The organism is Streptomyces sp. UH6, from assembly GCF_013421635.1.
In the GTDB taxonomy this organism is placed as follows: Bacteria; Actinomycetota; Actinomycetes; order Streptomycetales; family Streptomycetaceae; genus Streptomyces; species Streptomyces abyssomicinicus.
The window spans coordinates 1-14,625 of record NZ_JACADT010000049.1 but is presented as its reverse complement, the minus strand read 5'-3'; the positions used below and the strand labels follow the sequence as shown (position 1 = coordinate 14,625).

The 14,625-nt window shown below is 70.6% G+C and carries 9 protein-coding genes and 4 tRNA genes; 5 read left to right on the top strand and 8 right to left on the bottom strand.

The features are described from left to right. The first annotated feature begins 381 nt into the window (after positions 1-381). Both purF and purM read left to right on the top strand, forming a co-directional pair. A complete protein-coding gene (gene purF / locus HW445_RS05800; protein WP_180219948.1) occupies positions 382-1,902 on the top strand; it encodes an amidophosphoribosyltransferase in 1,521 nt (506 codons plus the stop codon). 149 nt (positions 1,903-2,051) lie between these two features. Then, on the top strand, positions 2,052-3,119 hold the full coding sequence (purM, locus tag HW445_RS05795) for a phosphoribosylformylglycinamidine cyclo-ligase (RefSeq protein ID WP_180219947.1): 1,068 nt from the start codon (positions 2,052-2,054) through the stop codon (positions 3,117-3,119). Between the two features lie 203 nt (positions 3,120-3,322). On the opposite strand, the gene HW445_RS05790 is transcribed toward purM, so the two are convergent. Together HW445_RS05790 and HW445_RS05785 are read right to left on the bottom strand one after the other, a co-directional pair. After that, complete coding sequence (locus tag HW445_RS05790; RefSeq protein ID WP_180219946.1) at positions 3,323-3,568, bottom strand: DUF3073 domain-containing protein; 246 nt, start codon at positions 3,566-3,568, stop codon at positions 3,323-3,325. Positions 3,569-3,979: 411 nt separating this feature from the next. Next, positions 3,980-5,083: a Glu/Leu/Phe/Val dehydrogenase dimerization domain-containing protein gene (locus tag HW445_RS05785; RefSeq protein WP_180219945.1), complete on the bottom strand. Its 1,104-nt coding sequence runs from the start codon at positions 5,081-5,083 to the stop codon at positions 3,980-3,982. Positions 5,084-5,322: 239 nt separating this feature from the next. Between HW445_RS05785 and HW445_RS05780 the strand changes: the two genes are divergently transcribed. Both HW445_RS05780 and bldC read left to right on the top strand, forming a co-directional pair. After that, on the top strand, positions 5,323-6,165 hold the full coding sequence (locus tag HW445_RS05780; RefSeq protein ID WP_180219944.1) for a hypothetical protein: 843 nt from the start codon (positions 5,323-5,325) through the stop codon (positions 6,163-6,165). 485 nt (positions 6,166-6,650) lie between these two features. After that, complete coding sequence (bldC, locus tag HW445_RS05775; protein ID WP_003949541.1) at positions 6,651-6,857, top strand: developmental transcriptional regulator BldC; 207 nt, start codon at positions 6,651-6,653, stop codon at positions 6,855-6,857. A gap of 754 nt (positions 6,858-7,611) precedes the next feature. On the opposite strand, the gene HW445_RS05770 is transcribed toward bldC, so the two are convergent. The 6 genes from HW445_RS05770 to HW445_RS05745 all read right to left on the bottom strand — a co-directional run bounded on the left by HW445_RS05770 (position 7,612) and on the right by HW445_RS05745 (position 13,938). Further along, positions 7,612-7,686, bottom strand: a tRNA-Asp gene (locus tag HW445_RS05770). 150 nt (positions 7,687-7,836) lie between these two features. Continuing rightward, positions 7,837-11,841 (bottom strand): ATP-dependent RNA helicase HrpA, encoded by a 4,005-nt coding sequence (gene hrpA / locus HW445_RS05765; protein ID WP_180219943.1) that lies wholly within the window; start codon positions 11,839-11,841, stop codon positions 7,837-7,839. Positions 11,842-11,975: 134 nt separating this feature from the next. Further along, positions 11,976-12,052 (bottom strand) — tRNA-Phe (locus HW445_RS05760). A gap of 24 nt (positions 12,053-12,076) precedes the next feature. Beyond that, positions 12,077-12,151, bottom strand: a tRNA-Asp gene (locus HW445_RS05755). A 47-nt stretch (positions 12,152-12,198) separates the two neighbouring features. After that, positions 12,199-12,271: transfer RNA gene (locus HW445_RS05750), tRNA-Glu, on the bottom strand. 80 nt (positions 12,272-12,351) lie between these two features. Then, complete coding sequence (locus HW445_RS05745) at positions 12,352-13,938, bottom strand: metallophosphoesterase (protein WP_180219942.1); 1,587 nt, start codon at positions 13,936-13,938, stop codon at positions 12,352-12,354. Positions 13,939-14,044: 106 nt separating this feature from the next. Between HW445_RS05745 and HW445_RS05740 the strand changes: the two genes are divergently transcribed. Further along, complete coding sequence (locus tag HW445_RS05740; protein WP_151773733.1) at positions 14,045-14,395, top strand: metallopeptidase family protein; 351 nt, start codon at positions 14,045-14,047, stop codon at positions 14,393-14,395. Positions 14,396-14,625: the final 230 nt, after the last annotated feature.

Sequence of the window (14,625 nt, the reverse complement as noted above, 5' to 3'; positions counted from 1 at the left end):
GGCCGGCTCACCTGGGCGCGGGCCCGGGAGGCCGCCGCGGTGAGCGCGAGCGGGGAGCGGGCGGACCTGTCCCCGTGGCTGCCGCTGATGGGCTGAGCGGCCGCACGGCCGGGGTCGCTGCGGCCCCCGGACGTCACGGTCCGTGGAGGCGTTGTCCGCTCCGTGGGACCACCGGGTGTGCGTCGCCTCACTCGTACCGGCCCCGGAAGGCTCCCGACGGGTCCCGCGCCCCCCTGGCCAGGCCCTCCTACCGGCACCGTCACATGCCGCTTGACCTGCGGAAACGCCTTCCCGACTGGTGCCTTCGGGGTGCCGTCTCCGACATTCGTCCCACCACCACCCCATTCGGCGCAACGGCCGCTCTCCCCTACACTCGAAGACGTGCCTCGTGGTGACGGTCTCCTCAATCACGACCTGCTTCCCGGCGAAAAGGGCCCCCAGGACGCTTGCGGCGTCTTCGGTGTCTGGGCTCCGGGTGAAGAGGTCGCAAAGCTCACGTACTTCGGGCTCTACGCCCTCCAGCATCGGGGTCAGGAATCCGCGGGTATCGCGGTCAGCAATGGCTCCCAGATCCTCGTCTTCAAGGACATGGGCCTCGTGTCCCAGGTCTTCGACGAGACCTCCCTCAGCTCGCTCCAGGGTCACATCGCGGTCGGACACGCCCGCTACTCGACCACCGGGGCCTCCGTCTGGGAGAACGCCCAGCCCACCTTCCGGGCGACCGCTCAGGGCTCCATCGCCCTCGGTCACAACGGCAACCTGGTGAACACGGCGGAACTCGCCGGCATGGTCGCCGACCTGCCCGAGCGGAACAACGGCTCCGCCCCCGCCGCGACCAACGACACCGACCTGGTCACGGCCCTGCTGGCCGGCCAGACGGACGAGGACGGCAAGCCGCTGTCCATCGAGGCGGCGGCCGCGCGGATCCTCCCGAAGGTCCGCGGTGCCTTCTCCCTGGTCTTCATGGACGAGCACACGCTCTACGCCGCCCGCGACCCGCAGGGCATCCGCCCGCTGGTCCTGGGCCGCCTGGAGCGCGGCTGGGTGGTCGCCTCGGAGTCGGCGGCCCTGGACATCTGCGGCGCCAGCTACGTGCGCGAGATCGAGCCGGGCGAGTTCGTCGCGATAGACGAGAACGGCCTGCGCTCCTCCCGGTTCGCCGAGGCGAGGCCGAAGGGCTGCGTCTTCGAGTACGTGTACCTGGCCCGCCCGGACACCGACATCGCCGGCCGGAACGTGTACCTCTCCCGCGTGGAGATGGGCCGCCGCCTGGCCGCGGAGGCGCCCGCCGAGGCCGACCTGGTGATAGCGACGCCCGAGTCCGGCACGCCCGCCGCGATCGGGTACGCGGAGGCCTCCGGCATCCCGTTCGGCGCCGGCCTGGTCAAGAACGCCTACGTCGGCCGGACCTTCATCCAGCCCTCGCAGACCATCCGCCAGCTGGGCATCCGGCTGAAGCTGAACCCGCTCAAGGAAGTCATCAAGGGCAAGCGCCTGGTCGTGGTGGACGACTCCATCGTCCGCGGCAACACCCAGCGCGCCCTGGTCCGGATGCTCCGCGAGGCCGGCGCCGCCGAGGTCCACATCAGGATCTCCTCGCCTCCGGTGAAGTGGCCCTGCTTCTTCGGTATCGACTTCGCCACCCGCGCGGAGCTGATCGCCAACGGCATGACCATCGAGGAGATCGGCACCTCGCTCGGCGCCGACTCGCTCGCCTACATCTCCATCGACGGCATGATCGAGGCGACCACCATCGCCAAGCCGAACCTGTGCCGTGCCTGCTTCGACGGTGAGTACCCCATGGAGCTCCCCGACCCCGAGCTGCTCGGCAAGCAGCTGCTGGAGACGGAGCTGGCCGCTCCGGTGGAGACCGCTGCCAGCGCCGCCATCCGGCGCCCGTAGCCCCACGACGCGTGCCGCCGGGCCCGGTGCCTCCGTGCCCGGCCCGGCGGCCCCCGTGGCCCGTTTCCGGTCCCTCGTAGATCCCACGAAGATCCCTCGTAGATCCCCCGCAGCCCTCCAGCTGTACCCGACAGAAAGCTCACACAGTCATGTCCACTGAGACAGGTGCCAGCTACGCGGCTGCCGGCGTCGACATCGAGGCGGGCGACCGCGCAGTCGAGCTGATGAAGGAATGGGTGAAGAAGACCCAGCGCCCCGAGGTCCTCGGCGGCCTCGGCGGTTTCGCCGGCCTCTTCGACGCCTCCGCCCTGAAGAACTACGAGCGTCCGCTGCTCGCCTCCGCCACCGACGGCGTCGGCACGAAGGTCGACATCGCGCGGCAGATGGGCGTCTACGACACCATCGGGCACGACCTGGTCGCCATGGTCATGGACGACATCGTGGTCTGCGGGGCGGAGCCCCTCTTCATGACCGACTACATCTGCGTGGGCAAGGTCCACCCGGAGCGGGTCGCCGCCATCGTCAAGGGCATCGCCGAGGGCTGCGTCCTGGCCGGCTGCGCGCTGGTCGGCGGCGAGACGGCGGAGCACCCGGGCCTGCTCGGGGCCGACGACTTCGACGTGGCCGGCGCCGGCACCGGCGTGGTGGAGGCCGACGCGCTGCTGGGCCCGGACCGGATCCGGGAGGGCGACGCGGTGATCGCGATGGCCTCCTCGGGTCTCCACTCCAACGGGTACTCGCTGGTCCGCCACGTCCTGCTGGAGCGTGCCGGCATGGCGCTCGACGCGCACGTCGAGGAGCTCGGCCGGACCCTGGGCGAGGAACTGCTCGTGCCGACCAAGATCTACTCGCTGGACTGCCTGGCGCTGATGCGGGCCTGTGAGGTGCACGCCTTCAGCCACATCACCGGAGGCGGCCTGGCGGCCAACCTGGCGCGGGTGATCCCGGACGGCCTGCACGCCGTGGTCGACCGGTCCACCTGGACCCCGGACCCGATCTTCTCCCTGGTCGGCCGGACCGGCGGGGTCGAGCGGCTGGAGCTGGAGAAGACGCTCAACATGGGCGTCGGCATGATGGCCGTCGTGCCCCAGGAGTCGGTCGAGGTCGCCCTCTCCGCCCTGGCCGACCGAGGCGTCGAGGCGTGGGTGGCCGGCGAGATCGTCCCCCGCGGCGAGCACACCACGGGCGCGGAACTGATCGGCGACTACGCGGGCTGATGCCACCGGTCCCGGCGGGCGGTCCCGCCGGGACCGCCCGGCCCCGCCGGGAAGCCGCGGCCGGAGCCGCGGCGCCCCCCGCACCGCGGGTTCCACGGACACCGGTCCGGACCGGCCGTGCCGACCAGGTCCGGGCAACACTGAACCCGGCTCGGGGCCGAAGCCCCGAACCGGGTCCAGATCAGTATGAGCGGTGAACGCTGTCAGGCACCGCGACGCTGAGAGGGCTCTTCGTCCTCGTCGTCGTCGTCGGCCCCGTAGAGCTCGGCGTACCGCGAATACAGGTCGTCGTCCTGCTCATCGTCCTCGAACCGCTCGCCGTTAGGCGTCGGATTCGACGTCGATGCGCCCAGCTCCTCGGCCAGGCGTGAGAGATCCGTCCCGCCGCTGTTGTACTTCAGCTGGCGGGCGACCTTCGTCTGCTTGGCCTTGGCCCGGCCGCGCCCCATGGCTCGACCCCCTCAACGACGGGGCTCGACGGCCCCAGAGTCTTGACGCGTTCATGATCCGGAACGGACTCTCCGCAGAGAGACCGGTCCGTAGGGCTTCCACGGTACCTGAGCCCGCGCCCATACGGTACGTCGCCCGCACCAAGCGTGTGTGCCCAGCACCCGCGAGGTGCCCCGTCCCCGCTGGTCAGTGCCGATTTTAACCACTTCTGCCCGGAAGACCCGCCCGGAGAAGTGACAGTTGTCTCCCGCTGTCCGGACCTTCCGGCGCCGAACTGCGGCACCGCGAGGCGATCATTCACCCGGAACCGGCGCGTCGCCGTCCCGTCGCCGACACGTTTCTTCCCTCTGATGGAGGAAGCGTCGGGCGGAAGGTTGACGCGCCGGCCGTCGGGCCGGACCCGCCGCGCGTCAGGCCACCGTGGTCACCGGGGCGGACCGACGGGATTCGGCCATCCTCTGTTCGGCGATCCGGTCGGCCGCCGCGGCCGGCGGGATGCCGTCCGCCTTGGCACGCGCGAACAGCTCCAGGGTGGTGTCGAAGATCTTCGTCGCCTTGGCCCTGGCGCGGTCGAAGTCGAAACCGAGCAGCTCGTCGGCCACCTGGATCACGCCGCCGGCGTTCACCACGTAGTCCGGCGCGTACAGGATGCCCCGGTCCGCCAGGTCCTTCTCGATGCCGGGGTGGGCCAGCTGGTTGTTGGCCGCGCCGCACACCACCGTCGCGGTGAGCGCCGCCACGGTGGCGTCGTCGAGGGCGCCGCCCAGCGCGCACGGGGCGTAGATGTCCAGCCCCGGAGTGCGGACCAGCTCGTCGGCGTCCACCGCGACCCGCACCGTGGGGTGCTTCTCCAGCAGCGCCCGCACCGCGTCCTCGCGGACGTCGGTGACGACCACCTCGGCGCCGTCCGCGAGCAGGTGTTCCACCAGGTGGCGTCCGACCTTGCCCACGCCGGCGATGCCCACCGTCCGGCCCCGCAGCGTGGGGTCGCCCCACAAATGCTGGGCGGAGGCCCGCATGCCCTGGAAGACGCCGTAGGAGGTGAGCACCGAGGAGTCGCCGGCGCCGCCGTTGCCCGGGGAGCGGCCGGTGGTCCAGGGGCACTCCCGGGCCACCACGTCCATGTCGGCGACGTAGGTGCCGACGTCGCAGGCGGTCACGTACCGGCCGCCCAACGAGGCCACGAACCGCCCGTAGGCGAGGAGGAGTTCCTCGGACTTGATCTTCTCCGGGTCTCCTATGACCACCGCTTTGCCGCCCCCGTGCCCGAGGCCGGCCATGGCGTTCTTGTACGACATCCCGCGGGCCAGGTTGAGGGCGTCGGCGACGGCCTCGGCCTCCGTGGCGTAGGGGTGGAAGCGCGTCCCGCCGAGGGCGGGGCCCAGGGCGGTGGAGTGGATGGCGATCACGGCCTTCAGTCCGCTGGCCTGGTCCTGGCAGAGCACGACCTGCTCATGCCCCCCTTGCTCCGAGTGGAACAGGGTGTGCAGGACGCCGTCGGTCACTTCGGTCACGGTGGTGACTCCTGGATGAGTAGCGGCGGTTACGGCGGTTCCCGTACGGGTGGCGGAAACCGTGGCACGAAGCGTAGAGCCTGGAGGGCCACCCTGGCCGCGCACACACAGGATCACCCTCGCGAGGAGTATCCGCGGTCCGGAGCGGGACTGTTCTGCCCGTTTCTTCCTTGCTTTCCGCCCGCTTCGGATCCGAGTGGGACGGGTTTCGGACGGATCACGTCGGGGAGGGTGGAGAGGTGCCCAAGGTGACCTCGGTGATCGTGCCCTACCCCGCCTATCTGCGGGTCTACGAACCACTGGACGCCTTCCCCCGCGAGGAGCGCGCCCACTGGGAGCGGTACGCGGCCCGCCCCGGCCGGCCCACCTGCCAGGACGAACTCCGGCGGTCGCTCGCCGATCTCCTGGCCACCCCGCCCGCACCGGTGCCGGTGCACGAGAGCGGGGAGGCCTTCGTGACGGAGGTGGACGGCGTCGTCCGTGTGTGCCCGTGGCGCACGCGGTTGCGGGGATGGCAGGCCCTCAAGGATTTCGGGGGCGATTTTCCGCCAACTGTGCTCGACGCCCTGCTGCCTCCGGTGGTGCGGGAGGAAGCCGCCCGGGACTACGAGCACTGGCTGGCGCGCAACCCCGATGCCCGGCCCTGGATCCGCAGCGCCACCTGGCACGTTCCGGGCCACTGGTTCGTGCTGGTCGCCGACGAGGAGCGGGAGTGGCGGGCCGGCACGGACGACGAGCCGCCGGTGCTGCGCTACCGGACCCGCATGGTCGAGGCGCGGCGCCGCCTGGCCCGAGGACTGCGCACGGTCCGGGAGTCGGTGGGGGAGGGCCCGCTCTCCGAGGCCCTGACCGGCGTGGGCCGCTGGCTGGAGGAGTTCCACCCGCGCTCGCTGGTCGAGCTGGACTACGGTGGCCTGGTCCACGCGCTTCCGGAGGACGACCTCGCCGAGGACCACTCCGCGGCGGACGCCGCCGAAGCCCTGGCGGCCCTGCGCAGCGGCGACGGCGAGGCGGCCGGCGAGGCCTACGAGCGGATGGTGGTCCGGTGGCGATCGGTCCGGCAGCGCGGCATCGCCAGCTGACCCCCGGCGCACACGGTGGTGCGGGCCGGGAGCGCACGGATCCGGGTTCACGCCTGGCGCGAAACGGACACACAGCCCTTAGCGTGACGGAGTGCACGTACCCGGCCCTTGCGTATCTTGCCGCCCCTCATGCCAAAATAGGACAAGGAGCCCGGGGCGGGCTCCCGCTGTCCGTTCGGGCGTGCATCGGCGCTGAACCCGTGGGGGGTCTGATGGCCTCTGTGGAGTCTGTGACTGATCGTCACAGTGGAGTGACTGTCCGTTATGGCACGGTCCATCGGCTTCCGTCGCGGATGAACACCTGGGAGGGCAATTCCATCGGTTTGGCCGACGCGGCTGGACAGATGGTGTAGTTGTAGTGCCGAGGACAAGCCGTTCGTCCTATAACCGACTCGACTCGCGTCCGCCATTTCGGGCAACGCGGGTCAAGGTGCAGAATTTAGAGGAAAGAACCGAGAACGTCGGTTCTCCCGAGGAGGCCGCTCATGACCGCTCGCACCCCTGATGCCGAGCCGCTGCTGACCCCGGCTGAGGTCGCCACCATGTTCCGCGTCGACCCCAAGACCGTGACGCGGTGGGCGAAGGCCGGCAAGCTCACGTCGATCCGCACGCTCGGCGGACACCGGCGCTACCGCGAGGCCGAGGTCCGCGCCCTGCTGGCGGGTATCCCCCAGCAGCGCAGCGAGGCCTGAGGGCCATCGTTTCCAAGGCGCGCGACCAATTCGGCGCCCACAATTGAATAGCCGGACGGGTCGGTCGGTCCCCCAGCCGACAGAGACGTCCGTCACCCAGCTCCATACGACGCCGGTCCTGCCCCAACAGGACCTGGTCCTGGGCCCCAGGCCCACCGGACACCCCCTTGCACGTTGACGCGTCGTCGATCGCGCTGAACTCCGCCGGGTTCAGCGCGATCTTTTTTTGCCCTCGCGGTGAGGGCTGGAGGCCTCTCCCAGGCCCCTTCGCGGGAGCTTCGGCGGATCTCCACCCCCGGGCGTAGTCGCAGATCAGGGAGGCGCCCACGGCTTCCGGGAGAACCCGGGAACGCCTCGGGGCAACGTGCAATTGCACATATAAAATTGACGCGATGTAAGCAGGGGTTAACTTCCCACCTTCGAAAAACAGATTCGGTGACACCTTTCACACCGACGGCAGGTTGTCGGATCTGTGGCGCATGCGCTAAAGGGGCGGGCCGGAGGCATATGCGACAGTGGGCAGGTCGTCGGCGACGGTCGCCCCGGGCGGGGCGCGCGAGGCGCTTGAGGGGCCCTGTGCGGCCCGTGGAGGCTCGCGGAGGGCGCGGACCGTGCGGCAGGGCACCGCAGGGGCCCTGAGCGGAATCTGACGCCCTTTCGGCGCGGTGGCTCCGGGATCCGCATGCCCCGGTCCGGCTTGCCCACACGCACGACGAAGGCCCGCACCGAAACGGTGCGGGCCTTCGAACTGATGCGGTCCTGACGGGATTTGAACCCGCGGCCTCCACCTTGACAGGGTGGCGAGCACTCCAAACTGCTCCACAGGACCAGGTGCTTCGCTGTGCGGTTTCCCGCGTTGCGCTGCGAGAAGGACTCTACAGGAGTGAGGCCCACTGGTCGAACTCACTGTGTGTCAGTGGACCGTCACCCTGATCGTCCCGCCCGTCCCGCCCGTCCCGCCCGTCCCGCCCGGCCCGGCTCACGGTGCCAGCGTGTCGATCGTCTTCACGATCCGCTTGTCCGACACCGGGTAGGCGGTCCCCAGTGCATGCGCGAAGTAGCTGACCCGCAGCTCCTCGATCATCCACCGGACCTCCCGCACGGCCGCCGGCACCGGGCGTCCCTTCGGCATCTGCTCCAGGAGCCAGGCGTACTCGTCCCGCATCTCCTGGACCTTCTCCATGCGGGTGGTGTCCCGCTGGACGTTGGTCGCCATCTGCTGCAGCCGCCGGTCCGCGGCCACCAGGTAGCGCATCAGGTGCGGCAGCCGCGGCAGTCCGGCCTCGGTCACGAAGCCCGGCTTCACGAGCCCGTCCAACTGGGTGCGGACGTCCGTGAGGTTGGCCAGCAGCGCGGGGCTCTTCACCGACTTCAGCCGCCGCTCGCAGGACTGCCACGCGGCCAGCACCTGCTGCACCTGACCGACGGCGCGCACCGTGGTGTCCACGATCTCGGCCCGTACCTTGTCGTAGAGCTTCCGGTACGACTCCTCGTCCCAGACCGGGCCGCCGAAGTCGGCGATCAGCTTGTCCGCCGCCGCCAGCGCGCAGTCGTCGAAGAGGGCCTGCACCGAGCCGTGCGGGTTGGCGGAGAGAGCCAGCTTCTGGGCGTTGGAGAGCCGGTCGAGGGCGAACTTGGCCGGGTTGACCGGGATGTTGCGCACGATCAGCCGGCGGGTGCCCCGCCACATCGCCTCGGCCTGTTCGGCCTCGCTGTCGAACAGCCGCACCGAGACGGTGTCGCCGTCGTCCACCAGCGCCGGGTAGGCCTTCACCGGCTGGCCGGCCCGCTTGGTCTCGAAGACCCGGGTCAGCGTGCCGATCGTCCAGTCGGTGAGGCCGGTCCGCTCCAGCGAGGGACCGCCCGACCGTTCGGCGGTGGCCGCGGCGGCCTGGGAGATCGCCTGGCGGGCCTTGGGGCGCAGGGCGGTCTTGAGCGCCTCCAGGTCCTTGTCCTCGGCCAGCTTCCGCCGCCGCTCGTCGACGATCCGGAAAGTGATCTTGAGGTGGTCCGGCACCTTCGACCAGTCGAAGTCCGCGGGCTCCAGGCGTACGCCCACCATGCGGTGCAGCTCCCGCGCCATCGCCGTGTCGAGCGGCTCCTGGCCGGGGACCGCCAGGCCGAGGAACCGCTGCGCGAAGTTGGGCGCCGGGACGTAGTTGCGGCGGATCGGCTTGGGCAGCGAGCGGATCAGCTCGGTGACCAACTCCTCGCGCAGACCCGGGATCTGCCAGTCGAAGCCCTCGTCGGTGACCTGGTTGAGCACCTGGAGCGGGATGTGCACGGTCACGCCGTCCGCGTCGGTGCCCGGCTCGAACTGGTAGGTCACCCGGAACTTCAGCCGGCCCTGCCGCCAGGAGTCCGGGTAGTCGTCCTTGGTGACCTGTCCGGCCTTCTCGTTGATGAGCATGGAGCGCTCGAAGTCGAGCAGCTCCGGCTCCTCATGGCGCTTGTGCTTCCACCAGGAGTCGAAGTGGGCGCCGGAGACGACGTGTTCGGGGATCCGCTGGTCGTAGAAGTCGAAGAGCGTCTCGTCGTCGACCAGGATGTCCCGGCGGCGGGCCCGGTGCTCGAGCTCCTCGACCTCGGTGAGCAGTTTGCGGTTGTCGGCGTAGAACTTGTGGTGGGTGCGCCAGTCGCCCTCCACCAGGGCGTGGCGGATGAACAGCTCCCGGGAGATCTCCGGGTCGATCCGGCCGTAGTTCACCTTCCGCTGGGCGACGATCGGGACGCCGTAGAGCGTCACCTTCTCGTACGCCATCACCGCGGCCTGGTCCTTCTCCCAGTGCGGCTCGCTGTAGGTCCGCTTGAGCAGGTGGCCGGCGATGGGCTCCACCCACTCCGGCTCGATCTTCGCGTTGACCCGCGCCCACAGGCGGGAGGTCTCCACCAGTTCGGCGGACATCACGAACCGCGGCGGCTTCCTGAAGAGCGCCGAACCGGGGAAGATCGCGAACTTCGCGTTCCGCGCGCCGAGGTACTCGTTCCTCGTGGTGCCCTTCCCGGCTTCCTTGCCCGTGCCCCGCCCGCCCTCCTTCCCGGCGTCCTTCACGTCCTTCATGCCGATGTGCGACAGCAGGCCGGCCAGCAGCGAGACGTGGACGGACTGCTCGGGGGCGTCCTCCTCGTTGAGACGTATCCCCATCTGCTGGGCGACGGACCGGAGCTGGCTGTAGATGTCCTGCCATTCGCGGATCCGCAGGAAGTTCAGGTACTCCTGCTTGCACATCCGGCGGAACGCCGAGGAGCCGCGCTCCTTCTGCTGCTCGCGGACGTACCGCCACAGGTTGAGGAAGGCCAGGAAGTCGCTGGACTCGTCCTTGAACCGGGCGTGCTGCTGATCGGCCTGCGCCTGCTTCTCGGTGGGCCGCTCCCGCGGGTCCTGGATGGAGAGGGCGGACGCGATCACCATGACCTCGCGGACACAGCCGTTCTTGTCCGCCTCCAGCACCATCCGCGCCAGCCGCGGGTCCACCGGCAGCTGGGCGAGCTTGCGGCCCATCGTGGTGAGGCGCTTGCGCGGATCCTTCTCCGCCGGGTCCAGCGCGCCGAGCTCCTGGAGGAGCTGCACGCCGTCCCGGATGTTGCGGTGGTCCGGCGGATCGATGAAGGGGAACTTCTCGATGTCGCCGAGGCCGGCCGCCGTCATCTGGAGGATGACCGAGGCCAGGTTGGTGCGGAGGATCTCCGCGTCGGTGAACTCCGGGCGGGACGCGAAGTCGTCCTCGGAGTACAGGCGGATGCAGATGCCGTCGCTGGTACGGCCGCAACGGCCCTTGCGCTGGTTGGCGCTGGCCTGGGAGACCGCTTCGATCGGCAGCCGCTGCACCTTGGTGCGGTGGCTGTAGCGGGAGATCCGGGCGAAGCCCGGGTCGACCACGTACTTGATGCCCGGCACCGTCAGTGAGGTCTCGGCCACGTTGGTGGCGAGCACGATCCGGCGGCCGGAGTGCTGCTGGAAGACCCGGTGCTGCTCGGCGTGCGAGAGGCGGGCGTAGAGCGGCAGGATCTCGGTCGACCGGTACCGCTTCTTGGTGAGCGCGTCCGCGGTGTCGCGGATCTCCCGCTCGCCGGAGAGGAAGACCAGGATGTCGCCCGGCCCCTCCGCCATCAGCTCCTCGCAGGCGTCGGTGATCGCGGTGATCTGGTCCCGGTCCACCTCCTCGGAGTTCTCCTCCAGCAGGGGGCGGTAACGGACCTCCACCGGGTAAGTCCGGCCGCTGACCTCGACGATCGGGGCGTCACCGAAGTGCCGGGAGAACCGCTCGGGGTCGATGGTCGCCGAGGTGATGACGACCTTGAGGTCGGGGCGGCGCGGGAGCAGCTGGGCCAGGTAGCCCAGCAGGAAGTCGATGTTGAGGGACCGCTCGTGCGCCTCGTCGATGATGATCGTGTCGTAGGCGCGCAGGTCGCGGTCGGTCTGGATCTCGGCCAGCAGGATGCCGTCCGTCATCAGCTTGACGAAGGTGTCCTGGCCGACCTGGTCGGTGAACCGGACCTTCCAGCCGACTGCTTCGCCCAGCGGGGTGTTCAGCTCCTCCGCCACCCGCTCGGCGACCGTACGGGCGGCGATCCGCCGGGGCTGGGTGTGACCGATCATCCCGCGCACGCCACGGCCCAGCTCCAGACAGATCTTGGGGATCTGTGTGGTCTTGCCGGAGCCGGTCTCACCGGCGACGATCACGACCTGGTGGTCGCGGATCGCCTCGGCGATGGCGTCCTTCTTCTGGCTGACCGGAAGGCTCTGCGGATACGTGACCGCCGGCACCCGGGAGGCGCGCTCCGCCGACCTGGCCTCGGCCTTCTCGACCTCGGCCGTGATCTCGGCGAGGACGGCGGCCCGGGCCTCGGGCTTGCGTATCTTCCGGGCGCCCTCGAGTCGCCGTCCCAGCCGGTGCGCCTCCCGCAGGGAGAGCTGGGCCAGGCGGTGGGCGATGTCGCCGAAGGCGGGCGCGGCGGTGGCGGAGGCAGGCTGCGTAGACATACGCATTCCAGGATCGCACCTTCCCGAACGGGGTGGCGAGTGCATTAACCCGGGGCGCGCGTGGGGCCGGACACAGTGATGGGCCCCCGCACAGCGGAAGACCCCCTCCGGCGAACCGAAGGGGGTCTTCCTCGTGGTGGCTGGGCCCGGGGTCGAACCGGGGACCTTCCGCTTTTCAGGCGGACGCTCGTACCAGCTGAGCTACCCAGCCACGAGGTTTCATGTGAAACCTCAGCGGTCCTGACGGGATTTGAACCCGCGGCCTCCACCTTGACAGGGTGGCGAGCACTCCAAACTGCTCCACAGGACCAAGCTTTGTGCGCGTCTTGCGTTAACAGTGTCGCACACGATCTTGCGTGCCCCCAACGGGATTCGAACCCGTGCTACCGCCTTGAAAGGGCGGCGTCCTAGGCCGCTAGACGATGAGGGCTATACGGCCCGCCTGGGCGCTTCTCAGCGCGTCGGGGACGTGAGAAGCATAGGTGATGCCGACGGGTATCGCCAAAACGTTTAGCGCTCGCCTCCGGACCGCCGTGGCGGGGGCGGCGCGGCCGGCGATCCGGAGGCGGATCCGGACGGCGAGGGGGACGCCCCGCCCGGCTGGTTCTCCTCCACCAGATGGCGGCTCACCTCGGCCGTGGTGAGCCCCAGGCCGCCCAGCCGGATCGCGTCCCACGCCTGGAGCCGGCGGCTGTCCCGGTCGAAGTAGAGGACCGACGCCTCGATCGGGTCCGGCTTCTCGCCCTCCAGCGCCCGCAGTCCGCCACCGCCGGTGGAGCCCTCGGTGCGCAGCCGGGTCCCCAGCTCCATGAGCTGAGTCCGCTGCTTGTGGATGTGGCCGGACAGCACCAGCGGGACCACCCCGTCCACCTTCCGCGCCGCCTGCGGGTCGTGGACCACGGCGACGTCGACCGGGGTGCCCGCCCGGCGCTGGTCGCGGATCTCGGAGGCCAGCTGCACCCCGGCCCGCTCCGCCGCGGCCTTCCCGCCCTGCGGCTTGCTCCGGTCCGGCGTGAACTGGGCGTCGCCCATGCCCGCGAACCGCAGCCCCGCGACGTCGACCGCCCGGCCCTCGTCGAGGACCCGCACGTCGTCCAGCCCGGAGAGGTAGGCCTGGGTGTCCCGGGAGTCGTGGTTGCCGCGCACCCAGACGTAGGGCGCGCCCAGGTCCGGGACGGGGTCCAGGAAGGGGTTCTCGGCCTTGGTGCCGTGGTCCATCGTGTCGCCGGAGTCCACGATCACGTCGATCTCGTACTGGTCGACCAGGGAGGCGATGATCTCCCAGCTCGCCGGGTTGAGGTGGATGTCGGAGACGTGCAGGACCCGGATGGTGGTGGGGTCGGGCCGGTAGGCGGGGAGGGTGCTGGTGGCGTCGTAGAGCTTGGTGACGTTGGTGACCAGACGGGCCAGCTCCTGCTGGTAGACGTCGAAGTCGGAGACGATGCTGCGGGCGTTGCCCACCACCGAGGGGGCGGAGGAGAGCAGGCCCGAGAAGCGGGGCTCCAGCACCGAGTTGGGGTTCCAGGTGCCCCACGCGGTCGCCCCGGAGGCCGCGAGCAGGGCCAGGGCCAGACCGCCGGTGGCCGCGGCACGGCGCGGACGCCGGTAGACGACCAGGCCCAGCGCCGTGGCGCCCACCACCACCGCGACGCCGGAACGGAGCGCCAGGGTGCGGATGCCGCGCCCCACGTCCTCGGTGACGGCGTCCTGGAGGCCGGATATGCGTTCGGGGTGGTCGACCAGGTCGCGGGAGCGTTCGGGGTCCAGCTGGTCGACGTCGACCTGGAGCCGGAAGGGCGCGGTGTGGGTGTCCAGGTGGAGCGCGCCCAGCGGCGGGATGTCGATCTCCGTGCCGCCGTCCAGGGAGGGGTGCAGGGCCATGGTGGTGTTCACCGGGCCGACGGGCGCGCGGACCGCCCCGACGGTCGTCAGGCCCAGCCACGCGCCGGCCAGCACCACCGTGACCAGCCCGGCGGCGCGTGCCACGGGGTGCGCCCGGCGGCCCGGCCCGGGCCGGTCGCCGGCGGCGGACCTCCGCTCCCACAGGGCGCGTATGCGGTGCGGCACGGCGGACGGACGGACGCTGATGCGGGCCATTGGGACCGTATGCCCAGGTCCCCGGCTCGGTACGCGGCGCGTGAGAAGCGGTGCGGGGGTCTGCGGGACGGGTGTGCGGCGGGCCGTTGTGGCACAGAATGGCGGTGTGCTGGAGATGACGCGCGAGGAGTTCGAGGAAACGGTGGCGGAGGCCCTCGACCGGATCCCGCCGGAGCTGACGCGGCTGATGGACAACGTCGCCGTGTTCGTCGAGGACGAGCCGCCCGCCGAGGATCCCGACCTGCTCGGGCTCTACGAGGGGACGCCGCTCACCGAGCGGGGCGAGTGGTACGCGGGGGTGCTGCCGGACCGGATCACCATCTACCGGAACCCGACACTGCGGATGTGCGACACCAGGGAGGACGCGGTCGCGGAGACGGAGGTGACGGTCGTTCACGAGATCGCCCATCACTTCGGCATCGACGACGAGCGCCTCCACGACCTCGGCTACGGCTGAGGGGCCCCGCGGAGCGGCGGTGGGCCCGCGCCGCGGCGGGGATTGCGTGGCGGACGGGCGTGTCCTCCTGCGTGCGGCGGGAGTTGGGCAGGGTGACTTTCCCGCCCTGCCCGCCCTCGGAGGTGGCTCCCGTGCGCCGTGTGTACGTATCCGTCCGTCTCGCCGCCACGGTCCTCGCCGTCTCCGCCCTGGCCACCGGCTGCGTGGACGTCGCGGGGGAGGACGGCGAT

Excerpts from the sequence above, each read along its gene's own strand:
- purM (WP_180219947.1), top strand. The coding sequence starts at position 2,052 with ATGTCCACTGAGACAGGTGCCAGCTACGCGGCTGCCGGCGTCGACATC.
- HW445_RS05790 (WP_180219946.1), bottom strand. The coding sequence starts at position 3,568 with ATGGGGCGCGGCCGGGCCAAGGCCAAGCAGACGAAGGTCGCCCGCCAG.
- bldC (WP_003949541.1), top strand. The coding sequence starts at position 6,651 with ATGACCGCTCGCACCCCTGATGCCGAGCCGCTGCTGACCCCGGCTGAG.
- hrpA (WP_180219943.1), bottom strand. The coding sequence starts at position 11,841 with ATGTCTACGCAGCCTGCCTCCGCCACCGCCGCGCCCGCCTTCGGCGAC.
- HW445_RS05745 (WP_180219942.1), bottom strand. The coding sequence starts at position 13,938 with ATGGCCCGCATCAGCGTCCGTCCGTCCGCCGTGCCGCACCGCATACGC.